This window comes from Bradyrhizobium sp. USDA 327, assembly GCF_041262065.1.
Taxonomy (GTDB): Bacteria; Pseudomonadota; Alphaproteobacteria; order Rhizobiales; family Xanthobacteraceae; genus Bradyrhizobium; species Bradyrhizobium liaoningense.
The window spans coordinates 1,093,488-1,116,855 of record NZ_JBGCCW010000001.1; the positions used below are offsets into that span (position 1 = coordinate 1,093,488).

The following is a 23,368-nucleotide window of genomic DNA, read 5'->3' on the forward strand; positions in this document are numbered from 1 at the left end:
AACTCAGCGGTGCAGCCACATGCGGATCGCAAGCAGCAATTGGTCGGTGTTGACCGGCTTGGCGAGGTAATCGGACGCGCCGGCTTCGAGGCATTTCTCCCGGTCGCCCTTCATCGCCTTGGCGGTCAGCGCGATGATCGGAAGACGGGCGAAGGCCGGGTTCTCGCGGATCACGCCGATGGTCTGATAGCCATCCATCTGCGGCATCATGATGTCCATCAGCACGATCGCGATCTCCGGATTGGATTCGACCAGTGTAATAGCCTCGCTGCCGGTCGTCGCCGTCAGCACTTTCATGCCGCGTCGTTCCAGCACGCTCGACAGGGCAAAGATGTTGCGGGCGTCGTCGTCGACGAGCAGGGCGGTCTTGCCGATCAAGTCCTCGTCGGAGCTGTTCAACTTCTCCAGCATACGCTGCTTCTCGATCGGCAGCTCCGTGATCACGCGGTGCAGGAACAACGCGGTTTCGTCGAGCAGGCGTTCCGGCGATTCCACGCCCTTGACCACGATGCTGCGCGCCATGGTGTGGAGTTCCGCGTCCTCCTCCGCCGAAAGCTCGCGGCCGGTGAAGACCACGACCGGGATGTTCGACAGTCGCTCGTCGTTGCGGATCTGGTCCAGCACCTCGAAGCCGCTCATGTCGGGCAGCCGGAGATCGAGCACCACGCAGTCACACGGCTGCTCGCGCAGCGTCGAAAGTGCCTCAGCGCCGGTGGCCGTCGACACGATCTCGATGTCGTCGTGGTACAGCAGCTCGCGGATAGAAAGCTGCTCGGCCTCGTTGTCCTCGACGATCAGCAGCCGCTTGCGCCGCGGCCGCGCATATTCCTTGATTTGCGTCAGCGCGGCCGCGACGCCTTCAGGCGTGGTCGGCTTGTTGACGAATGAGAACGCGCCACGCGCCAGCGCATGCTGGCGGTCTTCGTCGAGCGTGATGATCTGCACGGGGATGTGGCGGGTCAACGGATTGTGCTTGAGCTGGCTCAGCACGGTCCAGCCGAGCATGTCGGGCAGGAACACGTCGAGCGAGACTGCTCTCGGCTGATACTGCTTGGCGAGCTCCAGCGCCTCCGCGCCCCGCGCGGCGACCAGAACCTTGAATCCCTTGTCGCGCGCGAGGTCGACCAGCACACGCGCGTAATGCGGGTCGTCCTCGACGATCAGGAGGATGCTGTCGCCAGGCTCGAGGTTCAACCGGTCGTCGGGAAGCTGCTCGATGACGCGCTGCTGCTCCGGCGCGGCCGGCTGCAGCGCAGGCGGCTGGCTGTATTGCTGCGGCGCCGGCGCGGCCCGCGGCGCGAGCGTCGGGCCGGAATATTTCAAAGGCAGATAAAGCGTGAAGGACGAGCCCTTGCCCGGTGTGCTGCGGAGATGGATCTCGCCTCCGAGCAGGCTCGCGAGTTCGCGGCTGATCGCGAGCCCGAGGCCGGTGCCGCCGTATTTCCGGCTGGTGCCGGCATCCGCCTGCTGGAACGCCTCGAAGATCAGCTTCTGCTTCTCCAGGGGAATGCCGATACCGGTATCGGACACTTCGAAGGCGATCACGGCCGGCGCGGAATTCAGCACCGGGTGATCCGTCCCCCAGCCGCCGATCGCGCCGGCGACCCTCAGGCGCACCTCACCTTCGGCGGTGAACTTGAAGGCGTTGGACAGCAGGTTCTTCAGGACCTGTTGCAGACGTTTGGAGTCGGTGACGATGCTGCGTGGCAGGTTCGGATCGACGTCGATCTTGAACGACAGATTTCGGTTATCCGCCTCGTGCCGGAACGGGCGGCCGACGGTCTCGAGCAGGTTTGCGGTCAGGATCTCCTCGGCGTCGACCGTTACCGTGCCGGACTCGATCTTGGAGAGATCGAGAATGTCGCTGATGAGGTTGAGCAGGTCGGTGCCGGCGCCATGGATGGTGCGGGCAAATTCGACCTGCTTTGCCGAAAGGTTGCCATCCGGGTTGTCGCTGAGCTGTTGTCCGAGGATCAGGATCGAATTCAGCGGCGTGCGCAGCTCGTGGCTCATATTGGCGAGGGAACTCGGACTTGTATTTCGAGGTCAGCGCAAGCTCGGTCGCCTTCTCCTCGAGCGCGCGGCGAGCCTGCTCGATCTCCTGGTTCTTGCGTTCCACCTCGACGTTGCGTTCGGCGAGCTGCTGCGCCTTCTGCTCGAGCTGGTCGTTGGTCTGCTGCAATTCCCGCTGCTGGGTCTGCAGCTCGCCGGCGAGCTGCTGCGACTGCTTGAGCAGGCCTTCGGTCTGCATCGTCGCCTCGATTGAGTTCAGAACGATGCCGATGGAGTCGGTGAGCTGTTCCAGGAACGTCATCTGCGAGGTCGTGAAGGAGACGAGGGAGGCGAGCTCGATCACGGCCTTGACCTGGCCTTCGAACAGGACAGGCAGCACGACGAGGTTTTTCGGTGCGACGCGGAACAGCGCCGAGTTGATCGGCACCACGTCGGACGGAATGTCGGAGACCATGCGCGGCCGCTTGTCGAGGGCGCACTGGCCGATCAGGCCTTCGCCGAACTGGAGCACGCGCTGATAGGGATAGATACCGTCGCTGGCGTAGGACGCGAGCAGAAGCAGCTGGGAATTGTCCTCGTTCTCGACCTGGTAGATCACGCCGGTATGGGCGTTCACCAGCGGCGACAGCTCGGTGAGCAGCAGCCGGCCGACGGTGGTGAGATCGCGCTGGCCCTGGAGCATGTTGGTGAACTTGGCGAGGTTGGTCTTCAGCCAGTCCTGCTCGGTGTTCACGTCCGTCGTCAGACGGAGATTCGTGATCATCGTGTTGATGTTGTCTTTCAGCTCCGCGACTTCACCGCGGGCGTCGACCTGGATTGATCGCGTCAGGTCGCCCTTGGTCACGGCGGTCGCCACTTCCGCGATCGCGCGCACCTGCGAGGTGAGGTTGGCAGCCAGAAGGTTCACGTTGCCGGTGAGATCCTTCCAGGTGCCGGCAGCACCCGGCACGTTGGCCTGGCCGCCGAGCCGGCCTTCGACGCCGACCTCGCGCGCAACCGACGTCACCTGGTCGGCGAAGGTCGCGAGCGTCTCGGTCATGTTGTTGATGGTGTCGGCGAGAGCGGCGACCTCGCCGCGCGATTTCATCGTCAGGTTCTGCTTGAGATCGCCGTTGGCGACCGCAGTCACCACCTTGACGATGCCGCGCACCTGCTCGGTCAGGTTCGCAGCCATCAGGTTCACGGTGTCGGTGAGGTCCTTCCAGGTGCCGGCCACGCCAGGCACCTGCGCCTGGCCGCCGAGCTTGCCTTCGGTGCCGACCTCGCGCGCCACGCGTGTCACTTCGCCGGCGAAGGCGTTGAGCTGGTCCACCATCGTGTTGATGGTGTTCTTGAGCTCGAGGATTTCGCCCTTCACGTCGACGGTGATCTTGCGGGACAGGTCGCCGCGTGCCACGGCCGTGGTCACCTCGGCGATGTTGCGGACCTGCGTGGTGAGGTTCGCCGCCAAGAGGTTGACGTTGTCGGTGAGATCCTTCCAGGTTCCGCCGACGCCGGGCACGACGGCCTGACCGCCGAGCCGGCCTTCGGTACCGACCTCGCGTGCGACGCGCGTGACTTCGGCGGCGAAGGAGCGGAGCTGCTCGACCATGGTGTTCAGCGTGTCCTTCAGGAGAAGGATCTCGCCGCGCACGTCCACCGTGATCTTCTTCGATAGGTCGCCGCCGGCGATCGCGGTCGCGACCTCGGCGATGTTGCGGACCTGGGCCGTCAGGTTCGAGGCCATGAAGTTGACGTTGTCGGTGAGATCCTTCCAGGTGCCGGCGACGCCGGGCACTTCGGCCTGGCCGCCAAGCTTGCCTTCGGTGCCGACCTCGCGCGCCACGCGCGTGACCTCGCCGGCGAAGGCGTTGAGCTGGTCCACCATGGTGTTGATGGTGTTCTTGAGCTCGAGGATTTCGCCCTTCACGTCCACGGTGATCTTGCGGGACAAGTCGCCGCGCGCCACGGCGGTCGTCACTTCGGCGATGTTGCGGACCTGGGCGGTGAGGTTGCCCGCCATCGAATTGACGCTGTCGGTGAGATCCTTCCAGGTGCCGGCGACGCCGGGCACGTTGGCCTGACCGCCGAGGCGTCCTTCGGTGCCGACCTCGCGCGCCACGCGTGTCACCTCGCCCGCGAAGCGGTTGAGCTGGTCGACCATCGTGTTCAGCGTGTCCTTGAGCTGAAGGATCTCGCCGCGCACGTCGACGGTGATCTTGCGCGACAGGTCGCCGCCGGCGATCGCGGTCGCCACTTCCGCGATGTTGCGGACCTGGGCGGTCAGGTTGCCCGCCATCGAGTTCACGCTGTCGGTCAAGTCCTTCCACGTGCCGGCAACGCCGGGTACGTCGGCCTGGCCGCCGAGCTTGCCGTCGGTGCCGACCTCGCGCGCCACGCGCGTGACTTCACCGGCAAAGGCGTTGAGCTGGTCGACCATCGTGTTCAGCGTTTCCTTCAGCTGAAGGATCTCGCCCGACACGTTCACCGTGATCTTCTTCGACAGATCGCCCTTGGCGACCGCAGTTGCGACCTCGGCGATGTTACGGACCTGGCCGGTGAGGTTCGAGGCCATCGAGTTGACGCTGTCGGTGAGATCCTTCCAGGTGCCGCCGACGCCGCGCACGACGGCCTGACCGCCGAGCTTGCCTTCGGTGCCGACCTCGCGGGCGACGCGCGTGACTTCGCCGGCGAAGGCGTTGAGCTGGTCCACCATGGTGTTGATGGTATCTTTCAGCTCCAGAATTTCGCCACGCACGTCCACGGTGATCTTCTTCGACAGGTCGCCGCCGGCGACCGCCGTCGTCACCTCCGCGATGTTGCGGACCTGCGCAGTCAGATTGGAGGCCATCGAGTTGACGCTCTCGGTGAGGTCCTTCCAGGTGCCGGCGACGCCGAGCACGTTGGCCTGGCCGCCGAGCCGGCCCTCGGTGCCGACCTCGCGCGCGACGCGCGTGACTTCGCCGGCGAAGGCGTTGAGCTGGTCGACCATGGTGTTGAGCGTCTCCTTCAGCTGAAGGATCTCGCCGGAGACGTTCACCGTGATCTTCTTCGACAGGTCGCCGCTCGCGATGGCGGTGGCGACGTCGGCGATGTTGCGGACCTGCGCGGTCAGGTTCGAGGCCATGAAGTTGACATTGTCGGTGAGGTCCTTCCAGGTGCCGGCCACGCCCGGCACTTGGGCCTGGCCGCCGAGCTTGCCCTCGGTGCCGACCTCGCGCGCGACGCGCGTCACTTCCGAGGCGAACGAGTTGAGCTGGTCCACCATCGTGTTGATGGTGTCCTTCAGCTCCAGGATCTCGCCGCGCACGTCCACGGTGATCTTGCGGGAGAGGTCGCCGCGCGCCACGGCGGTGGTGACGTTGGCGATGTTGCGGACCTGCGCGGTGAGGTTGCCGCACATCGCGTTCACGGAGTCGGTCAGGTCCTTCCAGGTGCCGGCGACGCCGGGCACGATCGCCTGGCCGCCGAGCTTGCCGTCGGTGCCGACCTCGCGCGCCACGCGCGTCACTTCGGAGGCGAAGGAGCGGAGCTGGTCCACCATCGTGTTGATGGCTTCCTTGAGCTGGAGGATCTCGCCGCGGACGTCGACGGTGATCTTCTTGGAGAGGTCGCCGTTGGCGACTGCGATCGTCACCTCGGCGATGTTGCGAACCTGGTTGGTCAGGTTGTTCGCCATCGAGTTGACGCTCTCGGTCAGGTCCTTCCAGACGCCGGTCACCTCAGGCACCTGGGCCTGACCACCGAGCTTGCCCTCGGTGCCGACCTCGCGCGCCACGCGCGTCACCTCGGAGGTGAACACGCCGAGCTGCTTGATCATGGTGTTGACGATGTTCGCCGACTGCAAAAATTCGCCGCCGAGCGGACGGCCATCGACGTCGAGCTTGACGGTCTGGAGCAGGTCACCTTGTGCGACGGCGGCGACCGCGCGTGTGACCTCGCGCGTCGGCCACAGCAGGTCGTCGATCAGCGTGTTGACCGAACCTTCCATGTCGGCCCAGGAGCCTGAGGCGAGGCCGAACTTGACGCGCTGGCGGGTCTTGCCCTCGCGCCCCACCACCTGGCCGACCAGCTCGAGCTGCTGCGCCATGCGCTGGTTGGCGGCGATGATTTCGTTGAGAGTGTCGGCGATCTTGCCGTCGATACCAAGGTAGTCGCCACTCATGCGCACCGAAAAGTCACCGCTGCGCATCGCCTGCAAGGCGAGCAACAGTTCCGCCCGGGAATCCGGATCGGACGTACCGTTGGTTTTTGGCTTTGGGACGCGACGACCGGAGCGTGACGCAGTTCCGGGATCGAGGTCGCTCATACTGATTCCCCCGCAGACGTCGGCCGAATCCGCGGCACGACGCGTTTGGTCGAAATGAAATAGAGCGTCAGCCAAATTCGAAATCAAGCGCCAACGTGTGGCGCGAGGAAATGGAACCCGCCTTGCTCAGCCCGGCTGAACTAACGAGGGTCCGCCGAATTGGTTCCACGCTATTCAGATTCGTGGAGGCCGCCACTTTGCTCGTCCCGTGCCCGGCATTCATCCTTCGGAACGGAGCGCGAGCCTTAAGGTCAGCCCGCAGAGCAACGCCGGGAGAACGGATATGAAAACAGGACTCGCCGCCGTCGCCATTATTGTGTTTGCCGCGGGATCGGCTCTGGCACAGGGCGGTGCGCCCAGCGGGCGCGGCGCCGTGACTGGCGATCCCGCCGCGAGCTCCGCCAGCCCGCGGGCGGAAACGCCGACCACCGGAACGGCCAGCCGGTCGAATCCGAGCGGCAGCGGCACGTCGTCTTCGGGCGGCAAGGACGCCAATGGCGATGTGGGCCGGGACAAGATGCCGGAGAGCGATCGCACCGTGCGGCCGCAGAGTCAGCAACATCATCCCAGCGACAAGTAGAAACGACTACTTGTCCGCCATGGTACGCTCGGCGTCCCTGACCTGCGAGCGCAACATAGGGAGTTGTTCGCGCGCGAACGCTGCAAGCGCTGCATTGTCGGGCGCCTTCAGATAGCGCTCGAGCAGTCCGATGACAGATTCATACTCGGGAATCTGCGCGGCATAGAAGCTTCTGACGTAGGTCGGGCCATCCGACATCTCAGGCTCGACCAGGCTCGCGGTCGAGGATGTTGCCTTGCCGACGCGCGGCTCTGCGCCAATGGCCTCCTGGACCTTCTTCAGGCTTTTGTCGCGCTTGGCCGCTTCCTCGGCGCGCAGCGCGGCGAGGTTCTTGACCTCTGCATTGCCCTTGAGGTCGGTATTCTCAAGAAGACCCTGTTGAAATCGGCTGAAATTGTAGACGCCACTGATAACCTCAGTCGCGGTCGGTCGCCGTTCGCCGGGCTTACGCTCGCCAGTATTGTCGGCAAGCGCCGCAGTGTTGATGAACGCCAGGATGAGGACGGCAAGAACTCGCATCGATATCAATGATGAATGGCGGGCGAAGTTCCCTTACCATTACGATCCGGTAAGCGGGTTGCGCCGCGAGAGTTCCGTCCCCACGTCCTCCACATGAAACAGTCTGATATCTTCAGGGATAACCGCCGACAATTGTCTTCAGCTTGCCGAGCGAGCCGAAGGACAACCCGCCCACAAGCGCTATTCGCGTATGGCCGACGCCTGGACGGCGCTCGCCAACGAGCAGGATTGGCTCGACGGCGAAATCCCGCCCGTCGCGGTCCACGCTCGTCCAAAGCGGAAGGCGTGAGCCGCTCGTTCTCGTGAATCTGCGTGTGAGACCGCTCACGGAAGGCAAGCGACTGATTTGGGATCATCCGGGACCGTTCGATCGCGTCGATTTCCGGTTTCAGAAGGAGGTTTTGGCGATGGCTCCACGTCTGGCTCTTCTTTCCCTCATTCTCGCCTTTGGCGTCTCGGTCGCGTTCGCGACGGTGACGACGTTGCGGCAGGTGCATCTTGAGAACGCATCGGCCGCGGTCCACGCGGTGCGCAGTTAGCACTGCACCGGAACATTCGACGCCGCGGTGCGTAAGCGTTCCGAGACACCAGAACAAGCGAGAGCCCCATCATGGCCCATTCCGACCAAGGTATCGTCAAGGACAAGCGCGGGGAGGAGCAGCCGCGCGACAAGGAGCGTGCACAGTCCGTGCACAAGACGAACCCGAAAGGCTCGCCTTCGCGTGAAGCGACGCGCGATCCCAAGCTGAATGACAATAGCAAGACGCCAGGCTCCGGCGTGATGCCGGACGGCTCGAGCGACGCGACAGGTTAATTCTCACGAGGAACGAATCCCCGCGGGAAGAGTCGATGGATTGCTTCCGGTTGTCATGCCCCCGGTGCGCCGGAAGCAATCTCCAAGGACGGCCCTGGCACCCACCGTGCCGGGGCCGTCTGCTTATTTGCGTCAGCCGCCGGTGCCGCTCTCTGGATCTCCCTGAGTATGTCCGACAGGTCCGCGGCCGAACACGCCAAAGCTGCTCGACTTCACGCCCACGGCGGCATCGACGCCGACGGCGGTCAGTCCAAACCTGAGGAGTTCGCGGACTGCGGCCGCCCGCGTCGGCATTCGGTGCTTGAACCTGAAATCGTCGATGGCGGCCAACTCTTCCGGCGAGAGCATGACCTGAAGGCGCTCGGCGCGAAGGTCGTTCATGGCGATCACGCAAATTGAGTAAGTTGAGTAGTTTACTCAACGAATAAAGCTGGCGAGAGTTCCGCAAGAGTCGACAAAGCCTCCCATGAGTAAATACACAATAGAATCAGCGGGTTAATTTTGAAACGTATCCTGCCATGGCGCATTCTTCTCGAGAGGAGGAGAGGCCATGGCGGATGAAGTCAGGTTACCTCGCAAGCTTTCCGAAGAGCCGGAAGCATCCAAGCCAGTGCGGCCAAGCCACCAGCAAATCATCGACAGGTCGAGCGCTGGGCCAACCGCCCGGGGCTCAGCCGCCGCAATCGCAGATCTCGACGACGGCGAAAGCGAGCTGGTTTAGGGCTTCACGAAGCGGGAGCCCTTCGCCGATGGCGAGTGGGCACGGCGACTGTGCGAGACGATGCGAAGCTTGCGCCTGAGCCACCAGGCCGTCACGGAAACGGTGGCCCAGACCGTCAACGCGGCGATGAAACCGAGCGCGACACTTGCACCGACGGTGGCATGGAAGACGGCAGCGAACGCCGCGAGGCCGATGCCGCCGAGTGCTGCACCTGCGGCATCGAGCGCTGCGGCCTCCTGTCCGCGACGTCGCCCGCTCAGCCCGGCCTTCTCCTTGGCGTGACGCTCATGGCTTTCTATCAGGGTCGCGCTGGCACAGAAGATGGCCGGAAGTGCAAGAAAGAGCCCGCCGACAGAAACGCCGAAATGCGAGCCGATGACTCCCGCGAGCACCGTCGCGCAGCCGCCGAGCGCGAAGCGAACGGCGTATTCGTACCACCGCGTCTGTTTCAATGCCGATGACGACAGCTTCACCAGCATCAGGCGGCACCTCTCAAACCGGCGAGCAGACCGAAGGCGACCCCGAGCCATACGGCAAAGGCAAGGATCGTCGCGGGGAGCGCGCCGAGACGGATCCTCATCAGGAGATGGCAGACGACGAGGCAGTAGCAGGCGAGCGCGATAGCGCCATAGATCATCGTCCAGCTTCCGGCCGCAGCATATTGCGGGCCGTGCTGGACCACGGCGATGCCGAGGGTGGCCAGCGCAACCGACGGCGCCGCGCCGAGAAGCCCGGCAAAGCTCTTTGGCCGCAGCATGTCAGCGAAGATGGCGAAGACGGATACGATCAGGCCGCCGGCGACGAAGCGCACGAGATATTCCGTCATGGCCGTACCCGCGAGGCTTCGGGCCGCTGCTGCGGTGATTTCGCCAGTGTGAACCGCCTGAACAGTCGCTCGACGACGATGCCGAGCGTGAAGCCTGCCACCACGTCGCTGATCCAGTGCGCCAGCAGCGCCACGCGCGTCAGCGACAACGCCACGGCGAGCGAGCGTGCCAAGCGGCGCGAGGCCGGCGGCAACAGGCCGGCCGCCGAGGCGAGGGCGCCCATATGCATGGCGTGACCCGAGGGAAACGCGTCGTTGGGGCGTCCCGAATAAGGAATACCGTGCCGGTGGCCGCTCACCGTCAACCGGTCAGGCCTCGTCTGGTCGAATACGGATTTCAAGACATGCGGCACTATCGCCGTCACCAGCGATACCACCAGGACGTGATCGGCAACGGGACGCCGCTGCCGATGCCGGATGCAGGTGTAGAGCCATCCCGCCGCAGCGAGCACGAGCAGCACATGCTCATCGGCACCCCAGGTCATTGCCTGGGCGGCATGCTCGAGGCCTGAGTTGGTATTGCGTGCGATCTCGTCGGCGATCGCCGTATCGATCCGGGTGGGTTTCACTGTTACGGGCGCCATCGGTCCGCCGGCGAGTTTTCCTCCATGACAATTTGTAAAGCCCGGAGACATAGAAGGTTCCTGAGTTCTACCGGGGCCTCAGGCCGCGGCGCCGCAACTACGGTTGCCCGGAGCTACCGGCGGCGCCATAGACTTGTCCCGTCGCATAGCTTGCATCGGCGGCGGCAAGCTGCACGTAGATCGAGGCGAGCTCGACGGGCTGGCCGCGACGGCCGAGCGGTGTCATGCCGCCGAATCTTTCGAGCTTCGGACAGCGGGTTACGGGATTGGTCAAGTCCGTATCCGCCATGGGCGCGTTTCCTTTCGCTGCCGAGGACGACAGCGAAGCCGACGCGAGCGTTCCGCTCGCGGCGTGAACGACGTGCCGGCGGGGCAGTTCTTGCTGTGGTTCGACATCATGCTCTCCGCGATGGTCGAGGCTCAATGCGCGGAGACGCTTGTCGTTGCCAAGCGAAGGACGCCGGGCCGGCCGGCGTCCTTCAGCAATGCGTTACTTGGATTGACCGACGCTCGGTGCCTTGCCGAGGTTCTTGGCCATGTCGAGGTGGTGCTTCAACGCGGGGAGCGTCTTGCCGGCCCAATCCTTCAGTTGGGCATTGTCGCCACCCTTGGCGTAACGCTCGAACAGCGACACTGCATCTTCATGCGCGCTGACCTGATAGGAGTTATAGTCCGAGCTGAAGTCCTTGCCGTTCGCACTCTTGAGCTTGTCGAGCTTGCTCTGATGCGAGCTGTCGAGTGCCGTCGGCAGCGTGGCTTGCACCTTGCCATTGCCGACCAGACCTTTGAGCTCGCTGCTGGTCTTGGTGTGATCGGTGATCATCTGCTTCGCGAAGGTTTTCTCCTCCGCATTGCCCTTCTGCTCGGCGAGCTTGCTTGATTCGATCTCGAACATGTCGCTGATCGCGACCTGCTTCACAAAATCGGCGGTCGTAGGCGCAACGCCGAGCGCCGAATTCACGCCGGTCTTTTCGCCAAGCGACTGGGCGAGCGCGGGGCTTGCGAGAAAGATGCAGGCAAGGGCGATGATAGTGCGTTTCATGGTCGAATCCCTCCGATGGATCGCGCGGCGGCTTGCCGGCGACGTTGCGCCGACCAACACGCCGCCAGGCCCGAGGTTCCAAACGGTTAGTCTGTAGGCCTTCTGCCGCTGCGAGGATTGATCGGATCGGTCGCCTTTCGCCGCAGCCGCTCCGGGAGGAAAGGCTCCGCCGGCGTGGGGGTCGCATCAGCCCGCACATCCGCGTGGTGCTGCGCCCGCTCATGCGGCGTGCGGTTGTCGTTGATCTGCCGCTTGACGTCGAGGCCTCCGACTGGATCGTTGACGCCGTGCTGGATGTCGCGGAAGTCACTCATTGTACACCTCATTGCTTCCCGGGCAGGATCGATTCGAACATTTGGCGCGCCGCTCCCTTGATCATCCCGCTTTCGTTCGGATCGCCCTTCATCAGGGCGAGCGAGAAATTCTTCGCCTGCTGGAGCGTGATGTGCGGCGGCAGCGGCGGCACCTCGGGATCGGTTTTCACCTCCAGCACGACCGGCATCTCACTCGCCAGCGCCTGCTCCCAGGCGGAGCCGAGCAGCTGAGGGCTGTCGACGAAGATGCCGGTGAGGCCGATCAGCTCGGCGAAGCGCGAATAGGAGACATCAGGAATGCGCTGCGAAGCCTCGAATTTGGGATCGCCGTTGATGATGCGCTGCTCCCAGGTGACCTGGTTGAGGTCTTCGTTGTTGAAGACGCAGACGATGAAGCGCGGATCCCGCCACGAGCGCCAGTATTTCGCGGCCGTGATCAGTTCGGCCATGTTGTTCATCTGCATCGCGCCATCGCCGACCAGTGCGATCACCGGCCGGTCCGGCTGGGCGTATTTCGCGGCAAGCGCATAAGGAACCGCGGCGCCCATCGAGGCGAGGCCGCCGGACAGCGAAGCCGTCATGCCGCGCCGCATCTTCAGGTCCCGCGCGAACCAGTTGGCACACGAGCCGGAATCGCTGGTGATGATGGCCCGGTCGGGCAGGCGCGGGGACAGTTCCCAGGCGACGAGCTGCGGATTGACTGGCGCTGCAGGCTGATGCGCGCGTTCGTCCAGTGTCTTCCACCATCCGGCAACATCGTCTTCAATACCCCGGCGCCAGGCGCCGTCGGCTTTGGGCTCAAGCCGCGGCAGCAATGCGCGCAGCGTCTCGGCGGCGTCGCCGACAAGACCGACCTCCATGGGAAAGCGGATCGACAGCATGCTGGCGTCGATATCGATCTGCACGCCGCGCGCGCTGCCTTCCTTGGGCAGGAACTCGGCGTAGGGAAAGGCCGAGCCGACCATCAGCAGCGTGTCGCACTCCATCATCATGTTGTAGCTGGGCTCGGTGCCGAGCAGGCCGATCGAGCCTGTGACCCACGGCAGGTCGTCGGGCAGCGCGGCCTTGCCGAGCAGTGCCTTGGCGCAGCCGGCCGACAGCCGCTCGGCAACCGCGATCACCTCGTCGGTGGCGTGAAGCGCGCCGGCGCCGACCAGCATCGCGACCTTCTTGCCAGCGTTGAGCACTTCCGCGGCGCGGTCGAGATCGGCCTCACGCGGCGTGATGCTGGGTGGGCTGTAGCCGATGCCGGAATGCAGCGCGCCGTGTTCGCGGGGCGGATCCTCGTAAGGCTCCTCCTGCAGGTCGTTGGGCAGGATGATCACGGTCGGGGTCCGCCGCGCCAGCGCAATCCGCACCGCGCGGTCGATCAGGTGCCGCACTTGCGCAGGCGAGGATGCCTGCATGACGTAGGCGCCGGCAACGTCCTTGAACATCGAGACAAGATCGAGTTCCTGCTGATAGTGCCCGCCGAGGGCGTTGCGCGACTGCTGGCCGACAATCGCCAGCACCGGCTGGTGATCGAGCAGCGCATCGTAGAGCCCGGTGACGAGATGCGAGGCGCCGGGGCCGGAGGTCGCAATGCAGACGCCGAGCTCGCCCGAGAATTTTGCGTAGGCGGTCGCCATGAACGCTGCCATTTCCTCATGCCGCGCCTGCACGAAGCCGATCTTGCCGTCGGCCCGGTTCATCGCACCGAACACGCCGTTGATGCCGTCGCCGGGATAGCCGAAGATGTGGCGCACGCCCCATTGATGCAGACGCTGGACGATGAAGTCGGAGACGGTCTGGGACATCGCGTGTGGCTCTTGATTTGGCAGTGTATGAAACCCAGAGAACGGCTCGCTTGGTGCGATGTTCCTGACGCGCTCACGGAACATGCACCGGAACGATCCCGTGCCCATCCGGTTGGTTTTGCACGTGGCCGAGTGGAGAATTGCGATGTTGAACCAAGACGAACTGGATCGCAGTGAGACGGGCCGTTTGATCGGCAGCGACAAGGTCGAGGGAACATCGGTCTATGGCGCCGATCGCAACCGGATCGGTTCGATCGAACGCGTGATGATCGACAAGATCAGTGGCCAGGTGTCCTACGCCGTGCTCGGCTTTGGTGGATTTCTGGGGCTTGGCAACGACCACTATCCGTTGCCTTGGCAGTCGCTGAAATACGACACCGAGCTTGGCGGTTATGTCACCGGTATCACCACCAAGGAGCTGGAAGGCGCGCCCAAATATGGCTCACCAAGCGATTGGAACTGGGGGGATGACGCCGCCGTGCGTGGCATCAACTCCTATTACGGCGTCCCCTTCGCTTGAAGTTTCAGGAAAGGAAGCTCGATGAGCAAGGAACGGCCCAATGACGATCCCCGGCAGCAGAACGACTGGGGTTCGCATCGACAGACGGACAAGCCCTGGAAGGGCAATCCCGAGAAGGAGCAGGGATCGGACGAGGAGAAACCCGATCTCGAGAAGTGGCACGAGACGAAGACGCACTGAAGGTGTGCCCCACTGCAGGCTACTGAGGCAAGCGCGGCGTCCATGGTGCCGGGCTGCTCTTTTTGAGCCATGCGATCACGAATGACAGCGCGCGCTGGCGCAGACCATTCCGGCGCAGCGCCAGCAATTTCACCAGAGCCGCCTGCTCACCCCACTCACCCCACCGCCTGGTCCCGCCCCGGCCCCGCATGCACATGCACCTGCTTGGCGTGCAGCGGCTCGCCGCATTCCGAGCATACCATCACGGGATCAAACAGCTTGCCGCAAATCTTGTGCTCGTGCAGCAGCGGTCGGCCGCGCTCGTCGCCCATATGGGTGTCACCCCAATGCACCATCGCCATGATGATGGGGTAGAGGTCGAGCCCCTTCTCAGTGAGGATGTATTCGTAGCGCTTCGGTGCGTCGGAATAGGGGACGCGGCGCAGGATACCGAAGCGGACCAGCTTCTTCAGCCGCTCGGAAAGCAGATGACGCGTGATCTGGAGAGAGGACTGGAACGCCTCGAACCGGCGCACGCGCAAGAAGCACTCTCGCAGGATCAGAAGCGTCCAGCGGTCGCCGACAACGGCGACGGTGCGGGAGAGCGAGCAGGGCTCCTCGTCCAGCGTGTCCCATTTCATGGTGCGGTCTCCAGCGACAGTCAGTCTGAAAAAGGAACTATCATGAATAGCCAGCGCTATTTCACAGCAAGGCTACCACTCTCCCCTTGAATTTGACAGTTCTATTTCGGAACTATAATCTTCGGTACAGTGCGCGCCGCACGCCTATAGCGGCTCACCGGAGGAGGCGACCTTGCCCAAGCGAAACGCCACAGCGGCCGTCATCGGGGCCGGCGATTTCATCGGCTCCGAAATCGCCAAGAAGTTTGCCGCCGAGGGGTTCTCGATCTTCGCCGGCCGCCGCAATGGCGACAAGCTCGCGCCGTTGGTGCAAGATATCGAAGCTGCCGGCGGTGACATCCACGCGCGCTCGCTCGATGCGCGGAAGGAGGATGAAGTCATCGCGTTCCTCAACGACGCCGACAAGCACGCGCCGCTGGAAGTCTGCATCTTCAATGTCGGCGCCAACGTCAATTTTCCGATCCTCGACACCACCGAGCGCGTGTTCCGGAAAGTGTGGGAGATGGCCTGCTATTCCGGCTTCCTTGCGGGGCGCGAGGCGGCGCGGCTGATGCTGCCGCGCGGCAGCGGCAACATCTTCTTCACTGGCGCCACCGCCTCCTTGCGCGGCGGCAGCGGCTATGCCGCCTTCGCCAGCGCCAAGTTCGGCCTGCGCGCGGTGGCGCAGGCGATGGCGCGCGAACTCGGGCCGAAGAACATCCACGTCGCCCATCTCATCATCGATTCCGGGGTCGACACCGAATGGGTGCGGCAGCGCAGGCTCGAGGCGCTCGGGCCGAATGCGCTCGACAATCCCGACCTCCTGATGCCGCCGTCGTCGGTCGCGAACGCCTATTGGCAGCTCTATCAGCAGCCAAAGAGCGCCTGGACCTTCGAGATGGAGATACGCCCGTTCGGAGAGAAATGGTGACCGCGGCGCAGAAGTCCGGCTAGACTGACCTCAACATCAAGCAAATTCCGGGAGGTACTTAAGTGAAGACCGCGATTACCGAACTGTTCGGCATCGAGCACCCCATCATTCAGGGCGGCATGCATTTCGTCGGCTTTGCCGAGCTGGCCGCCGCCGTCTCCAATGCCGGCGGACTCGGCATCATCACCGGTCTCACGCAGAAGACGCCGGAATTGCTCGCGAAGGAGATCGCGCGCTGCCGCGACATGACCGACAAGCCGTTCGGCGTGAACCTCACCTTCCTGCCGACCTTCTCGGCGCCGCCCTATCCCGAGTACATTGCGGCCATCGTCGAGGGTGGCATCAAGGCGGTGGAGACCGCAGGCCGCAGCCCGGAAGCCTACATGCCGGCCCTGAAGGCGGCCGGCATCAAGGTCATCCACAAATGCACCTCGGTGCGCCACTCCCTGAAAGCCGAACGCATCGGCTGCGATGCCGTCAGCGTCGATGGTTTCGAGTGTGGCGGACATCCCGGCGAGGACGACATTCCCAACATGATCCTGCTGCCGCGCGCGGCGGAAGAGCTGAAGATCCCGTTCGTCGCCTCAGGCGGCATGGCCGACGGACGCAGCCTGGTCGCGGCGCTCGCGCTGGGCGCGGCGGGCATGAACATGGGCACGCGTTTCATCGCCACCAAGGAAGCGCCGGTGCATCAGAACGTGAAGAATGCGCTCGTCGCAGCGACCGAGCTCGACACCCGCCTGATCATGCGGAGCTTGCGCAACACCGAGCGCGTGCTGAAGAACGCCAATGTCGACCGCCTGCTCGAGATCGAACGCGAGAAGGGCGACAAGCTCACGATCGACGATATCCACGATCAGGTCGCGGGCGTCTATCCCAGGATCATGCTGGACGGCCAGATGGACGCGGGCGCCTGGAGCTGCGGCATGGTCGCAGGCCTGATCCACGACATCCCATCCTGCAAGGAGCTCATTGATCGCATCATGGGCGAGGCGGGAACCATCATCCGCAGCCGCCTGATCGGGTTCCTGGACGGGACGGAAGCGACGCGAAAGGTCGCCTGACACCGTCAAACTTCTTAACCACGGCGGCATTTGACCGCTGGAATTGCGCGCGACGCCTCCTAGATAGGGATAAATTATCCTTTAATAGTTTCAGGAGGCGTCCGTGGTCCTGAAAAGCGTTCCCTTCGCAATTGCCCTTGCCCTTGTGATCGCAGGGGGCGGCATTGCGCGCGCTGACGACTACAAGCCCGGCGAATATCTCGGGCTCGATCTCTCCAAGGCCGTTCTGTCGCCGAAGCGTCTCGGGCCGGAGACGCGCTTCGCGCCGCTCGCACTCGAAGCGCGCGGGGGCGTCGAGGCGCAGGCTCGCGCTGAGCCTGTCGACGTGCCGAAGAAGGTCGCGGCCGAGCGCGTTCGTGTGGCCGAGCCGAAGGCCGCGCATGCCAGGAGCGCACAGGCGCGCGGCGCGGCCCGCGCCAAGCTTGCGCGCCGCCACGGCAATCCGCTCGACGCGCAGGCAATGGATACCCGCATCCAGACCTGGCCATGCCGCTCCGGCGGTATCTGCAACTGGAAGCGCTAGTCCAGGCCAAAGCCGTCATCGCCGCGTCGTAAAACCGTAGGCGCGGAGTCAAGAAACCGTAAGCTGGCAGTCAAGGAGCGCAGGCACCTTCCGTCGTGATTCGACGAAGGTTTTCTGAATGGCAACGCTCCGCGCGGCGCGCGCATGGACCCGGCGGCAGTTCCTGGTTCGCTCCGCCTCCAGCCTCGCCATCGCCTCGCTTGCGAAGCCCTCGATTAGCCGTGCCGCCGATCGCCCGCAGATCGCAGGCGGGATCCAGTCCGGCGACGTCTGCGACGGCTCTGCCGTGATCTGGGCGCGCGCCGACCGGCCTGCGCGGATGCAGGTGGAGTGCTCGACCGTCGAGAGCTTCAAAACGATCATCGCGTCGGCTTCCGGCGATGCGCTGCCCGACGCTGATTTCACCTCAAAACTGCTGCTGACGGCTCTGCCACCGGGCCAGGACATCTTCTACCGCGTGCGATTCGCCGACATTGCCAGCGGTCTCGCCGGCGAAAGCCGCCTCGGCCATTTCCGCACTGCGCCGGTTGCCGGCCAGTCGATTTCGTTCCTGTGGTCCGGCGATACCGCGGGGCAGGGCTGGGGCATCGACGTCTCGCGCGGCGGCTATCGCAGCTATCGGACGATGCTCGACAACCGTCCGGATTTCTTCATCCACTCCGGCGACCACATCTATGCCGACTGCCCGATTCCTTCCGAGTTGAAACTGCCGAACGGCGAGACCTGGCGCAATGTCGTGACCGAGGAAAAGTCCGAAGTCGCGCACACGCTGGCGCAGTTCCGCGGCAACTACAAATACAACCACCTCGACGAGCACTTCCGTGCCTTCCACGCTGAGGTGCCGATGTTCGCGCAATGGGACGATCACGAGGTCACCAACGACTGGTCACCGATCGGAAGCTATGATGATGCCGGTTACGCCGATGATGGCACCCCGCGCCTGGTCGCGCGCGCCCGCCGCGCCTTCTTCGACTTCATGCCGATCCGCGACATCGGCGCGCGGCAGGGCCGGGTCTATCGCAAGATCGCCTACGGCCCGCTGCTCGACGTCTTCATGATCGACATGCGTAGCTTTCGCGATGAGACCTGGAACAAGGGCGACGACCATCGCGGCTGGATCCTCGGCGCCGAGCAGCTCGCCTGGCTCAAGCGGGAGCTCGCCGCCTCGCGCGCAACCTGGAAGGTGATCGCGGCTGACTTGCCGATCGGCCTGATCAGCCTGGACGCCGTCGCGCTCGGCAACGGGCCGCCCGACCGACGCGAGCACGAGATCGCCGATCTGCTCTCGTCCATCAAGCGCGCCGGCATCCGCAACATCGTCTGGCTCACCGCCGACATGCACTACACCGCCGCGCACTACTACGACCCGAACGAGGCGCGATTCCAGGATTTCGAGCCGTTCTGGGAGTTCGTCTCCGGCCCGTTGCATGCCGGCACCTGGGGGCCTGGCGAGCTCGACGACACCTTTGGCCCGGTCGCGATGTATCAGCAGGGCTGCAGCGCAGCGCAGGGCGAGAACCTCGCGCCATGTTTCGGACTGCAGTTCTTCGGCAGGGTCGACATCGATGGCCGCAGCGGTGTGATGACCGTGACCTTGAAGGATGTGGACAATCGTCATCTCTGGTCGGTCGATATCGCGCCGCAGCCGCAGGTGCGTCCGGCCGTGGTGGCGCAGCATTCCTAGCCGCGAACCCGAGCTTGATGATTGGCTGGCGAGCGACTCGCGCGCTATAGTCGTTACTCTCGCCGCTTCTTTTCCATCACCGAAGAGTCTGCTCACGCGGCGTTGCCGCAGGCATCGGCGGCTGCGATATCTCAGGAGCCTGTTTCATGGACCATCTGAAAACACAGGGCATCAGCTTGCCCAAGCTCGGCCTCGGTACCTTCCGCATGCAGGGCGATGCCTGCCGCGCCGCAGTCGAGAGCGCGCTGTCGATCGGTTATCGCCACCTCGATACTGCCGAGATGTATGCCAATGAGGAGCCGATCGGCTCGGCCATCGCGTCGTCCCGCGTGCCGCGGGAAGAGCTGCACGTCACCACAAAAGTCTGGCACGAGAACCTCGCCCCTGACGCGATCCGGCGTGCCTTCGATGCCAGCCTGAAGAAGCTCGGGCTCGACCATGTCGATCTCTATCTCGTGCACTGGCCGTCGAAGGCTGCGAACTGGGGCGCGGTGTTCGAGACCCTGATGAAACTACAGGAGCAGGGGCGCACGCGGGCCATTGGCGTTGCCAATTTCACCACGGCGCTGCTCAAGGTCGCGGTCGAGGACATCAAGGCGCCGATCGCCTGCAACCAGGTCGAATATCACGCCATGCTCGATCAATCGAAGGTGCTGGGCTATCTCCAGGCCAAGTCGATCCCGCTCGTCGCTTATTGTCCTCTGGCGCAGGGGCGCATCGCCTCGGATCCGGTGCTGGCCGAGATCGGCGCCAGGCACGGCGCGACCGCCGCGCAGGTCGCGTTGAAATGGCTGCTCGACCAGGACGGCGTCGCCGCAATCCCGAAGGCCTCGCGCCGCGAGAGCCAACAGGCCAATCTCGACGCGCTGAAGATCACGCTCGACGATTCCGACCGCAAGAAAATCGCCGCGCTGGCGAAGGACAGGCGATGCGTCAATCCCGGCTTTGCGCCGGCGTGGGATTAGGTTGTCGTTAGGTTTGGACTCCGCAGAGAAATGGCCCCGTGAGGGGCCATTTCCATGTTGCGTTGCGCATTAGTCCCAGTGGTGATGGCGGTGGCTGCGCTTGATCACGACCACGCGGTCCCCGCGATGGTGACGATGCCAGCTGCGATCGTGATGGTGCATGCGATATTCGGCACGGGCGCCATGCGGGCCATGATGATGATGACCGCGCTTGATCACCACGGTCTCAGCGCTCGCCACAGTCGGTGCCGCGATCACGAGCGCACCCAGAGCCGCAACCACAAAACCAAGCTTCTTCATGCCGTACTCCTCCAATCGAATGCACATCTAAACCGCGCATGCATGCGAACGTTCCGGGGAAACGGGAAGAGAATTCTGAACGGCTGTTCAGGTGATCAATCGCAGCGTTGCTGCGCAGGCGTCGGTGCGCCGGTGGCGACGTATTTGCCGTCCCTGATCGTGTACTCGCCGCGCTCGCTGCGATTGTAGATCGCGCGCAGGCTGCCGTCCTTCCGTAACAGGAGGCCGAATTCGCGCGTCTGATGCAGCGCCGGGAAGAACACCATCAAGTCGAGCAGGCCCTCGGCATTGACTGTGGCCGACACCACCTCGTTCTCGTCTTTGGCTTCGCCGAAATTGCGCCGGTACATCACCCGGCCGTCCTTCCTGATCTCGTAGGTCAGGAGCGCCCCCTTGTCGCGATCGGGCCGAGCGGCGCAGTCGACCGCCCATGAGCCGAGCAGGCCCCATTGCTCGACGGTCGCGGCCAGCGTCTCGGCACCGGCCATGGAGGTGAACGCAACCCACAGCAGCACGGCCGCGATCCAGCGGTTCAAACGTCGCATCATGTCCTGAAAAACCCCGCCTCGAAGACTTCCAAAGTGTAGCATCGCGCTCGCGACCGTTCCACCGCGGCCGGTGATCGCTCGCGAATTTGATCCGCGTCAATGAGCCAGGGCATTTGCAGGGTAGGATGGCATTCCCGAAAGCGAACGTGGATAGACCAATGCTGAATCAAGTCGTGGATTTTGCGGGCGAAGTGCTGCCGGGGAGCTGTGCCGTACCGCCTTATTCCGAGGCGGCGTTTCTGACCGAGCTGGGCGATCGCTTGCGGTCCTCGCGCATGCGCTGCGACCTGTCGCGCCGCGAGCTTGCCCGCCGCTCCGGGATTTCCGAGCGCTACATCGCCCAGATCGAGGCCGGCAAGGGCAACGTCTCGATCGTCCTGCTGCTGAGGCTCGCCTCCGCGATCCATAGCAGTCAGCCACAGGCGGCCTGACGCTTCGAGGCGACGGCCATGGGGCAGCTCGTACTCGCGGCCAAGGTCACCCACGTTCCATCACTGATGTTGTCGGAGCAGCCCGGCAGCCCGTTGCGCGACGCGCGCAAGGCCGCCGTCGAGTCTCTGCGCGAACTTGGGCGGCGGGCGAAGGAGCGCGGCGTCACCAGCTTCGTGGTGTTCGACACCCACTGGCTCTCCAATTTCGGCTACCACGTCAATGCCAATGCGCGGCATAGCGGCTCGTTCACGAGCCACGAGGCGCCGCAGATGATCCAGGATCTGCGCTACGATCTCCCGGGTGATACGCGCCTCGCCGAGGCAATCGCGGGCAGGGCGGCCGATGCGGGTCTCAACGTCATCGCTCACCAGGTGGCTAGCCTCGGGCTCGAATACGGCACCATCGTGCCGATGCACTACATGAACCCGGACGGCTTTGCGAAGGTGGTCTCGATCGCATCACCGCTGTTCACCTCGTTCGAGGAGAGCCGGATCCTCGGTGAAGCAACCCGCCGGGCGATCGACGAATCCGGTGAGCGGGTCGCCGTCCTCGCCAGCGGTTCGCTCTCGCATCGGCTCTGGCCGAACAAGAAGCTGGGCCCCGAGGCGTGGACATCGGTTGCCAGCGAATTCAATCGTCAGGTCGACCTGCGCGTGCTCGAGCTGTGGCAGAGCCGCCGCTACCGCGAATTCCTCGACATGCTTCCGGATTACGCCATCAAGTGCAACGGCGAGGGTGGCATGGCCGACACCATCATGCTGTTCGCCGCGCTCGGCTGGTATGACTATCGCGGCACCGCCGAGCAGCTCTGCGACTATTTTCCATCCTCCGGGTCCGGCCAGGTCAACGTGGAGTTTCACGTCGAGGCGTGAGGCAGCAGCTTCAGGCCCGCTTCTCCACATTGGCGCTGCGGGCCGGCACCCCGAATTCCTTGCGGCAGACCTCGGCCAGCACGGCGACGCCCTCGCGGATCTGCTGGTGCGTGGGGCTGGCAAAGCACAGCCGCAGCCGCGAGCTGGAATGCCGCTTGTCGGTCGACCATTCCGGCCCCGGATTGATCGAGACGCCGGCCGCGAGCGCGGCCTGATAGAGTTTCAGCGTATCGACCTGGTCGGGCAGCTTCACCCAGAGGAAGATGCCGCCCTTCGGCTCCTCGAATTCGGCGGCCGTCCCGAACTGCTCGTTGAGCGCTTCCATCAGCGTGTCGAGCTTGGTGCGCAGCGCCTTCGTCAGGGCCGGCACGTGGGTCGAAAAATGCGGCTTACAATAGGTGGCGAGCACCATCTGCTCGAGCGCGCCGGACCCGGCATCCGTCTTCAGCGAGAGCATCCGCGACATCACCTCCCAGGGCGCGACGATGAAGCCGACGCGCAACGCCGGCGCGATCGACTTCGAGAACGAGCCGATATGGATCACGCCGCCGTTCGGGCTCATGGCGTAGATCGCCGGCGGCCGCTGCCCTGACCACACGAGGTCGGCGTAGCAATCGTCCTCGAAGATGGGTACGCCGTATTCGGTGGCGAGCCGCACCAGCTCGGCGCGCCGGCTCTCGGGCATGATGCTGCCGGTCGGGTTCTGCACCGTTGGAATGGTGTAGATGTATTTCGGGCGGATGCCGCGGCTCTTCAGGTCGGCCAGCGTCGTCGCCAGCACGTCCATGCGCATGCCGTCCTTGTCGAGGGGAATGCCGACGACATTGACACCGAGCCGCGCCAGACGGGTCAGGGAGCCCTGATAGCTGTCCTGCTCGAAGATCACGGTGTCGCCGCGCGCCAGCAGCGTGGCGTTGACGAGGTCGAGCGCCTGGAGCGAGCCCGAGACGATCAAGAGATCGTCCACCGTGCAGGTGATACCGGCATCGCGCTTGAGTTTCGTCACCAGGAATTCGCGCAACGGGAGGTAACCCTGCGGGCCGTGTGCGAGACCGTAAGTGGCGAGCGAGCGGCCCTCGCGCCGCAGCACCGTGTTGGTCGCTTCGATCAGTTCGTCGAGCGGCACCTGTTCGGAATCATTGTTGCCGCCGACGAAGCTGTATTTGGCAAGACCCGTCCAGCGCGCAGAGGGGGCCGGCAGCCCTGCCGGAAACAGGGGGGCGAAATCGAAGCTGGACGTCATGGGAGCGTTC

The 23,368-nt window shown here is 64.2% G+C and carries 24 protein-coding genes and 3 pseudogenes; 13 read left to right on the forward strand and 14 right to left on the reverse strand.

Going from position 1 to position 23,368, the window contains the following annotated elements; translation table 11 throughout:
• Window positions 1-3: 3 nt before the first annotated feature.
• Window positions 4-6,205, reverse strand: a pseudogene (locus ABIA42_RS04875) (HAMP domain-containing protein); the annotation flags it as partial.
• 379 nt (window positions 6,206-6,584) lie between these two features.
• Between ABIA42_RS04875 and ABIA42_RS04880 the strand changes: the two are divergent.
• Window positions 6,585-6,881: a hypothetical protein gene (locus tag ABIA42_RS04880; protein ID WP_370115173.1), complete on the forward strand. Its 297-nt coding sequence runs from the start codon at window positions 6,585-6,587 to the stop codon at window positions 6,879-6,881.
• A gap of 6 nt (window positions 6,882-6,887) precedes the next feature.
• On the opposite strand, the gene ABIA42_RS04885 is transcribed toward ABIA42_RS04880, so the two are convergent.
• Window positions 6,888-7,400, reverse strand: a complete 513-nt coding sequence (locus ABIA42_RS04885) for a DUF4142 domain-containing protein (protein WP_271530223.1) — start codon at window positions 7,398-7,400, stop codon at window positions 6,888-6,890.
• A 93-nt stretch (window positions 7,401-7,493) separates the two neighbouring features.
• Between ABIA42_RS04885 and ABIA42_RS04890 the strand changes: the two are divergent.
• From ABIA42_RS04890 to ABIA42_RS04900, 3 genes and pseudogenes are all read left to right on the forward strand, one after another.
• Window positions 7,494-7,689: pseudogene (locus ABIA42_RS04890) on the forward strand (hypothetical protein).
• 118 nt (window positions 7,690-7,807) lie between these two features.
• The gene (locus ABIA42_RS04895) at window positions 7,808-7,939 is read left to right on the forward strand and encodes a hypothetical protein (protein ID WP_256439311.1); all 132 of its coding nucleotides are present in this window, start codon (window positions 7,808-7,810) and stop codon (window positions 7,937-7,939) included.
• Window positions 7,940-8,010: 71 nt separating this feature from the next.
• Complete coding sequence (locus ABIA42_RS04900; RefSeq protein WP_131866421.1) at window positions 8,011-8,214, forward strand: hypothetical protein; 204 nt, start codon at window positions 8,011-8,013, stop codon at window positions 8,212-8,214.
• Between the two features lie 132 nt (window positions 8,215-8,346).
• Here ABIA42_RS04900 and ABIA42_RS04905 read toward each other — a convergent pair whose 3' ends face one another.
• The 8 genes and pseudogenes from ABIA42_RS04905 to ABIA42_RS04940 form a co-directional block, all read right to left on the reverse strand.
• Entirely contained in the window at window positions 8,347-8,595 is a 249-nt protein-coding gene (locus ABIA42_RS04905; protein WP_271530221.1) for a hypothetical protein, read from the reverse strand.
• Between the two features lie 336 nt (window positions 8,596-8,931).
• Window positions 8,932-9,414: a hypothetical protein gene (locus tag ABIA42_RS04910; RefSeq protein ID WP_271530220.1), complete on the reverse strand. Its 483-nt coding sequence runs from the start codon at window positions 9,412-9,414 to the stop codon at window positions 8,932-8,934.
• The gene (locus tag ABIA42_RS04915) at window positions 9,414-9,761 is read right to left on the reverse strand and encodes a DUF3147 family protein (RefSeq protein ID WP_370115170.1); all 348 of its coding nucleotides are present in this window, start codon (window positions 9,759-9,761) and stop codon (window positions 9,414-9,416) included. Before ABIA42_RS04915 ends, ABIA42_RS04910 begins: the two co-directional genes overlap by 1 nt.
• Window positions 9,758-10,345, reverse strand: a complete 588-nt coding sequence (locus ABIA42_RS04920; protein WP_370115168.1) for a phosphatase PAP2 family protein — start codon at window positions 10,343-10,345, stop codon at window positions 9,758-9,760. Before ABIA42_RS04920 ends, ABIA42_RS04915 begins: the two co-directional genes overlap by 4 nt.
• 97 nt (window positions 10,346-10,442) lie before the next feature.
• Window positions 10,443-10,592 (reverse strand): annotated as a pseudogene (locus ABIA42_RS04925) (NAD(P)-dependent oxidoreductase); the annotation flags it as partial.
• A gap of 243 nt (window positions 10,593-10,835) precedes the next feature.
• On the reverse strand, window positions 10,836-11,387 hold the full coding sequence (locus ABIA42_RS04930) for a DUF4142 domain-containing protein (RefSeq protein ID WP_370115166.1): 552 nt from the start codon (window positions 11,385-11,387) through the stop codon (window positions 10,836-10,838).
• Window positions 11,388-11,473: 86 nt separating this feature from the next.
• Window positions 11,474-11,701 carry a hypothetical protein gene (locus ABIA42_RS04935; RefSeq protein WP_370115164.1) on the reverse strand — a complete coding sequence of 76 codons (228 nt, stop codon included), beginning with the start codon at window positions 11,699-11,701 and terminating at the stop codon, window positions 11,474-11,476.
• An 8-nt stretch (window positions 11,702-11,709) separates the two neighbouring features.
• Window positions 11,710-13,497 carry a thiamine pyrophosphate-requiring protein gene (locus tag ABIA42_RS04940; protein WP_370115162.1) on the reverse strand — a complete coding sequence of 596 codons (1,788 nt, stop codon included), beginning with the start codon at window positions 13,495-13,497 and terminating at the stop codon, window positions 11,710-11,712.
• 145 nt (window positions 13,498-13,642) lie between these two features.
• Between ABIA42_RS04940 and ABIA42_RS04945 the strand changes: the two genes are divergently transcribed.
• Window positions 13,643-14,017 (forward strand): PRC-barrel domain-containing protein, encoded by a 375-nt coding sequence (locus tag ABIA42_RS04945; protein WP_271530214.1) that lies wholly within the window; start codon window positions 13,643-13,645, stop codon window positions 14,015-14,017.
• A gap of 21 nt (window positions 14,018-14,038) precedes the next feature.
• Window positions 14,039-14,197, forward strand: coding sequence for a hypothetical protein (locus ABIA42_RS04950; RefSeq protein WP_018321727.1), 159 nt, complete (start codon window positions 14,039-14,041; stop codon window positions 14,195-14,197).
• 155 nt (window positions 14,198-14,352) lie between these two features.
• On the opposite strand, the gene ABIA42_RS04955 is transcribed toward ABIA42_RS04950, so the two are convergent.
• Complete coding sequence (locus ABIA42_RS04955; RefSeq protein WP_370115160.1) at window positions 14,353-14,817, reverse strand: winged helix-turn-helix transcriptional regulator; 465 nt, start codon at window positions 14,815-14,817, stop codon at window positions 14,353-14,355.
• Between the two features lie 172 nt (window positions 14,818-14,989).
• Between ABIA42_RS04955 and ABIA42_RS04960 the strand changes: the two genes are divergently transcribed.
• The 5 genes from ABIA42_RS04960 (at window position 14,990) to ABIA42_RS04980 (ending at window position 19,963) form a co-directional block, all read left to right on the forward strand.
• Window positions 14,990-15,727: an SDR family oxidoreductase gene (locus tag ABIA42_RS04960; protein WP_370115158.1), complete on the forward strand. Its 738-nt coding sequence runs from the start codon at window positions 14,990-14,992 to the stop codon at window positions 15,725-15,727.
• Between the two features lie 62 nt (window positions 15,728-15,789).
• Window positions 15,790-16,791, forward strand: coding sequence for an NAD(P)H-dependent flavin oxidoreductase (locus tag ABIA42_RS04965; RefSeq protein WP_370115156.1), 1,002 nt, complete (start codon window positions 15,790-15,792; stop codon window positions 16,789-16,791).
• A gap of 103 nt (window positions 16,792-16,894) precedes the next feature.
• Window positions 16,895-17,314, forward strand: coding sequence for a hypothetical protein (locus tag ABIA42_RS04970; RefSeq protein ID WP_370143742.1), 420 nt, complete (start codon window positions 16,895-16,897; stop codon window positions 17,312-17,314).
• A 118-nt stretch (window positions 17,315-17,432) separates the two neighbouring features.
• Window positions 17,433-18,998, forward strand: a complete 1,566-nt coding sequence (locus tag ABIA42_RS04975) for an alkaline phosphatase (protein ID WP_370115154.1) — start codon at window positions 17,433-17,435, stop codon at window positions 18,996-18,998.
• A gap of 146 nt (window positions 18,999-19,144) precedes the next feature.
• Window positions 19,145-19,963 carry an aldo/keto reductase gene (locus tag ABIA42_RS04980; RefSeq protein ID WP_370115152.1) on the forward strand — a complete coding sequence of 273 codons (819 nt, stop codon included), beginning with the start codon at window positions 19,145-19,147 and terminating at the stop codon, window positions 19,961-19,963.
• 69 nt (window positions 19,964-20,032) lie between these two features.
• Here ABIA42_RS04980 and ABIA42_RS04985 read toward each other — a convergent pair whose 3' ends face one another.
• Together ABIA42_RS04985 and ABIA42_RS04990 are read right to left on the reverse strand one after the other, a co-directional pair.
• A complete protein-coding gene (locus ABIA42_RS04985; protein WP_370115150.1) occupies window positions 20,033-20,263 on the reverse strand; it encodes a hypothetical protein in 231 nt (76 codons plus the stop codon).
• A 95-nt stretch (window positions 20,264-20,358) separates the two neighbouring features.
• A complete protein-coding gene (locus tag ABIA42_RS04990; RefSeq protein WP_370115148.1) occupies window positions 20,359-20,811 on the reverse strand; it encodes a hypothetical protein in 453 nt (150 codons plus the stop codon).
• 158 nt (window positions 20,812-20,969) lie between these two features.
• Here ABIA42_RS04990 and ABIA42_RS04995 point away from each other — a divergent pair, with 158 nt between their 5' ends.
• A complete protein-coding gene (locus ABIA42_RS04995; RefSeq protein ID WP_239621971.1) occupies window positions 20,970-21,242 on the forward strand; it encodes a helix-turn-helix domain-containing protein in 273 nt (90 codons plus the stop codon).
• A gap of 18 nt (window positions 21,243-21,260) precedes the next feature.
• Window positions 21,261-22,115, forward strand: a complete 855-nt coding sequence (gene hpaD, locus ABIA42_RS05000; RefSeq protein WP_370115146.1) for a 3,4-dihydroxyphenylacetate 2,3-dioxygenase — start codon at window positions 21,261-21,263, stop codon at window positions 22,113-22,115.
• A gap of 10 nt (window positions 22,116-22,125) precedes the next feature.
• Here the strand turns inward: hpaD and ABIA42_RS05005 are convergent, their stop codons facing one another.
• On the reverse strand, window positions 22,126-23,358 hold the full coding sequence (locus ABIA42_RS05005) for a PLP-dependent aminotransferase family protein (protein WP_370115144.1): 1,233 nt from the start codon (window positions 23,356-23,358) through the stop codon (window positions 22,126-22,128).
• Between the last annotated feature and the right edge of the window lie 10 nt (window positions 23,359-23,368).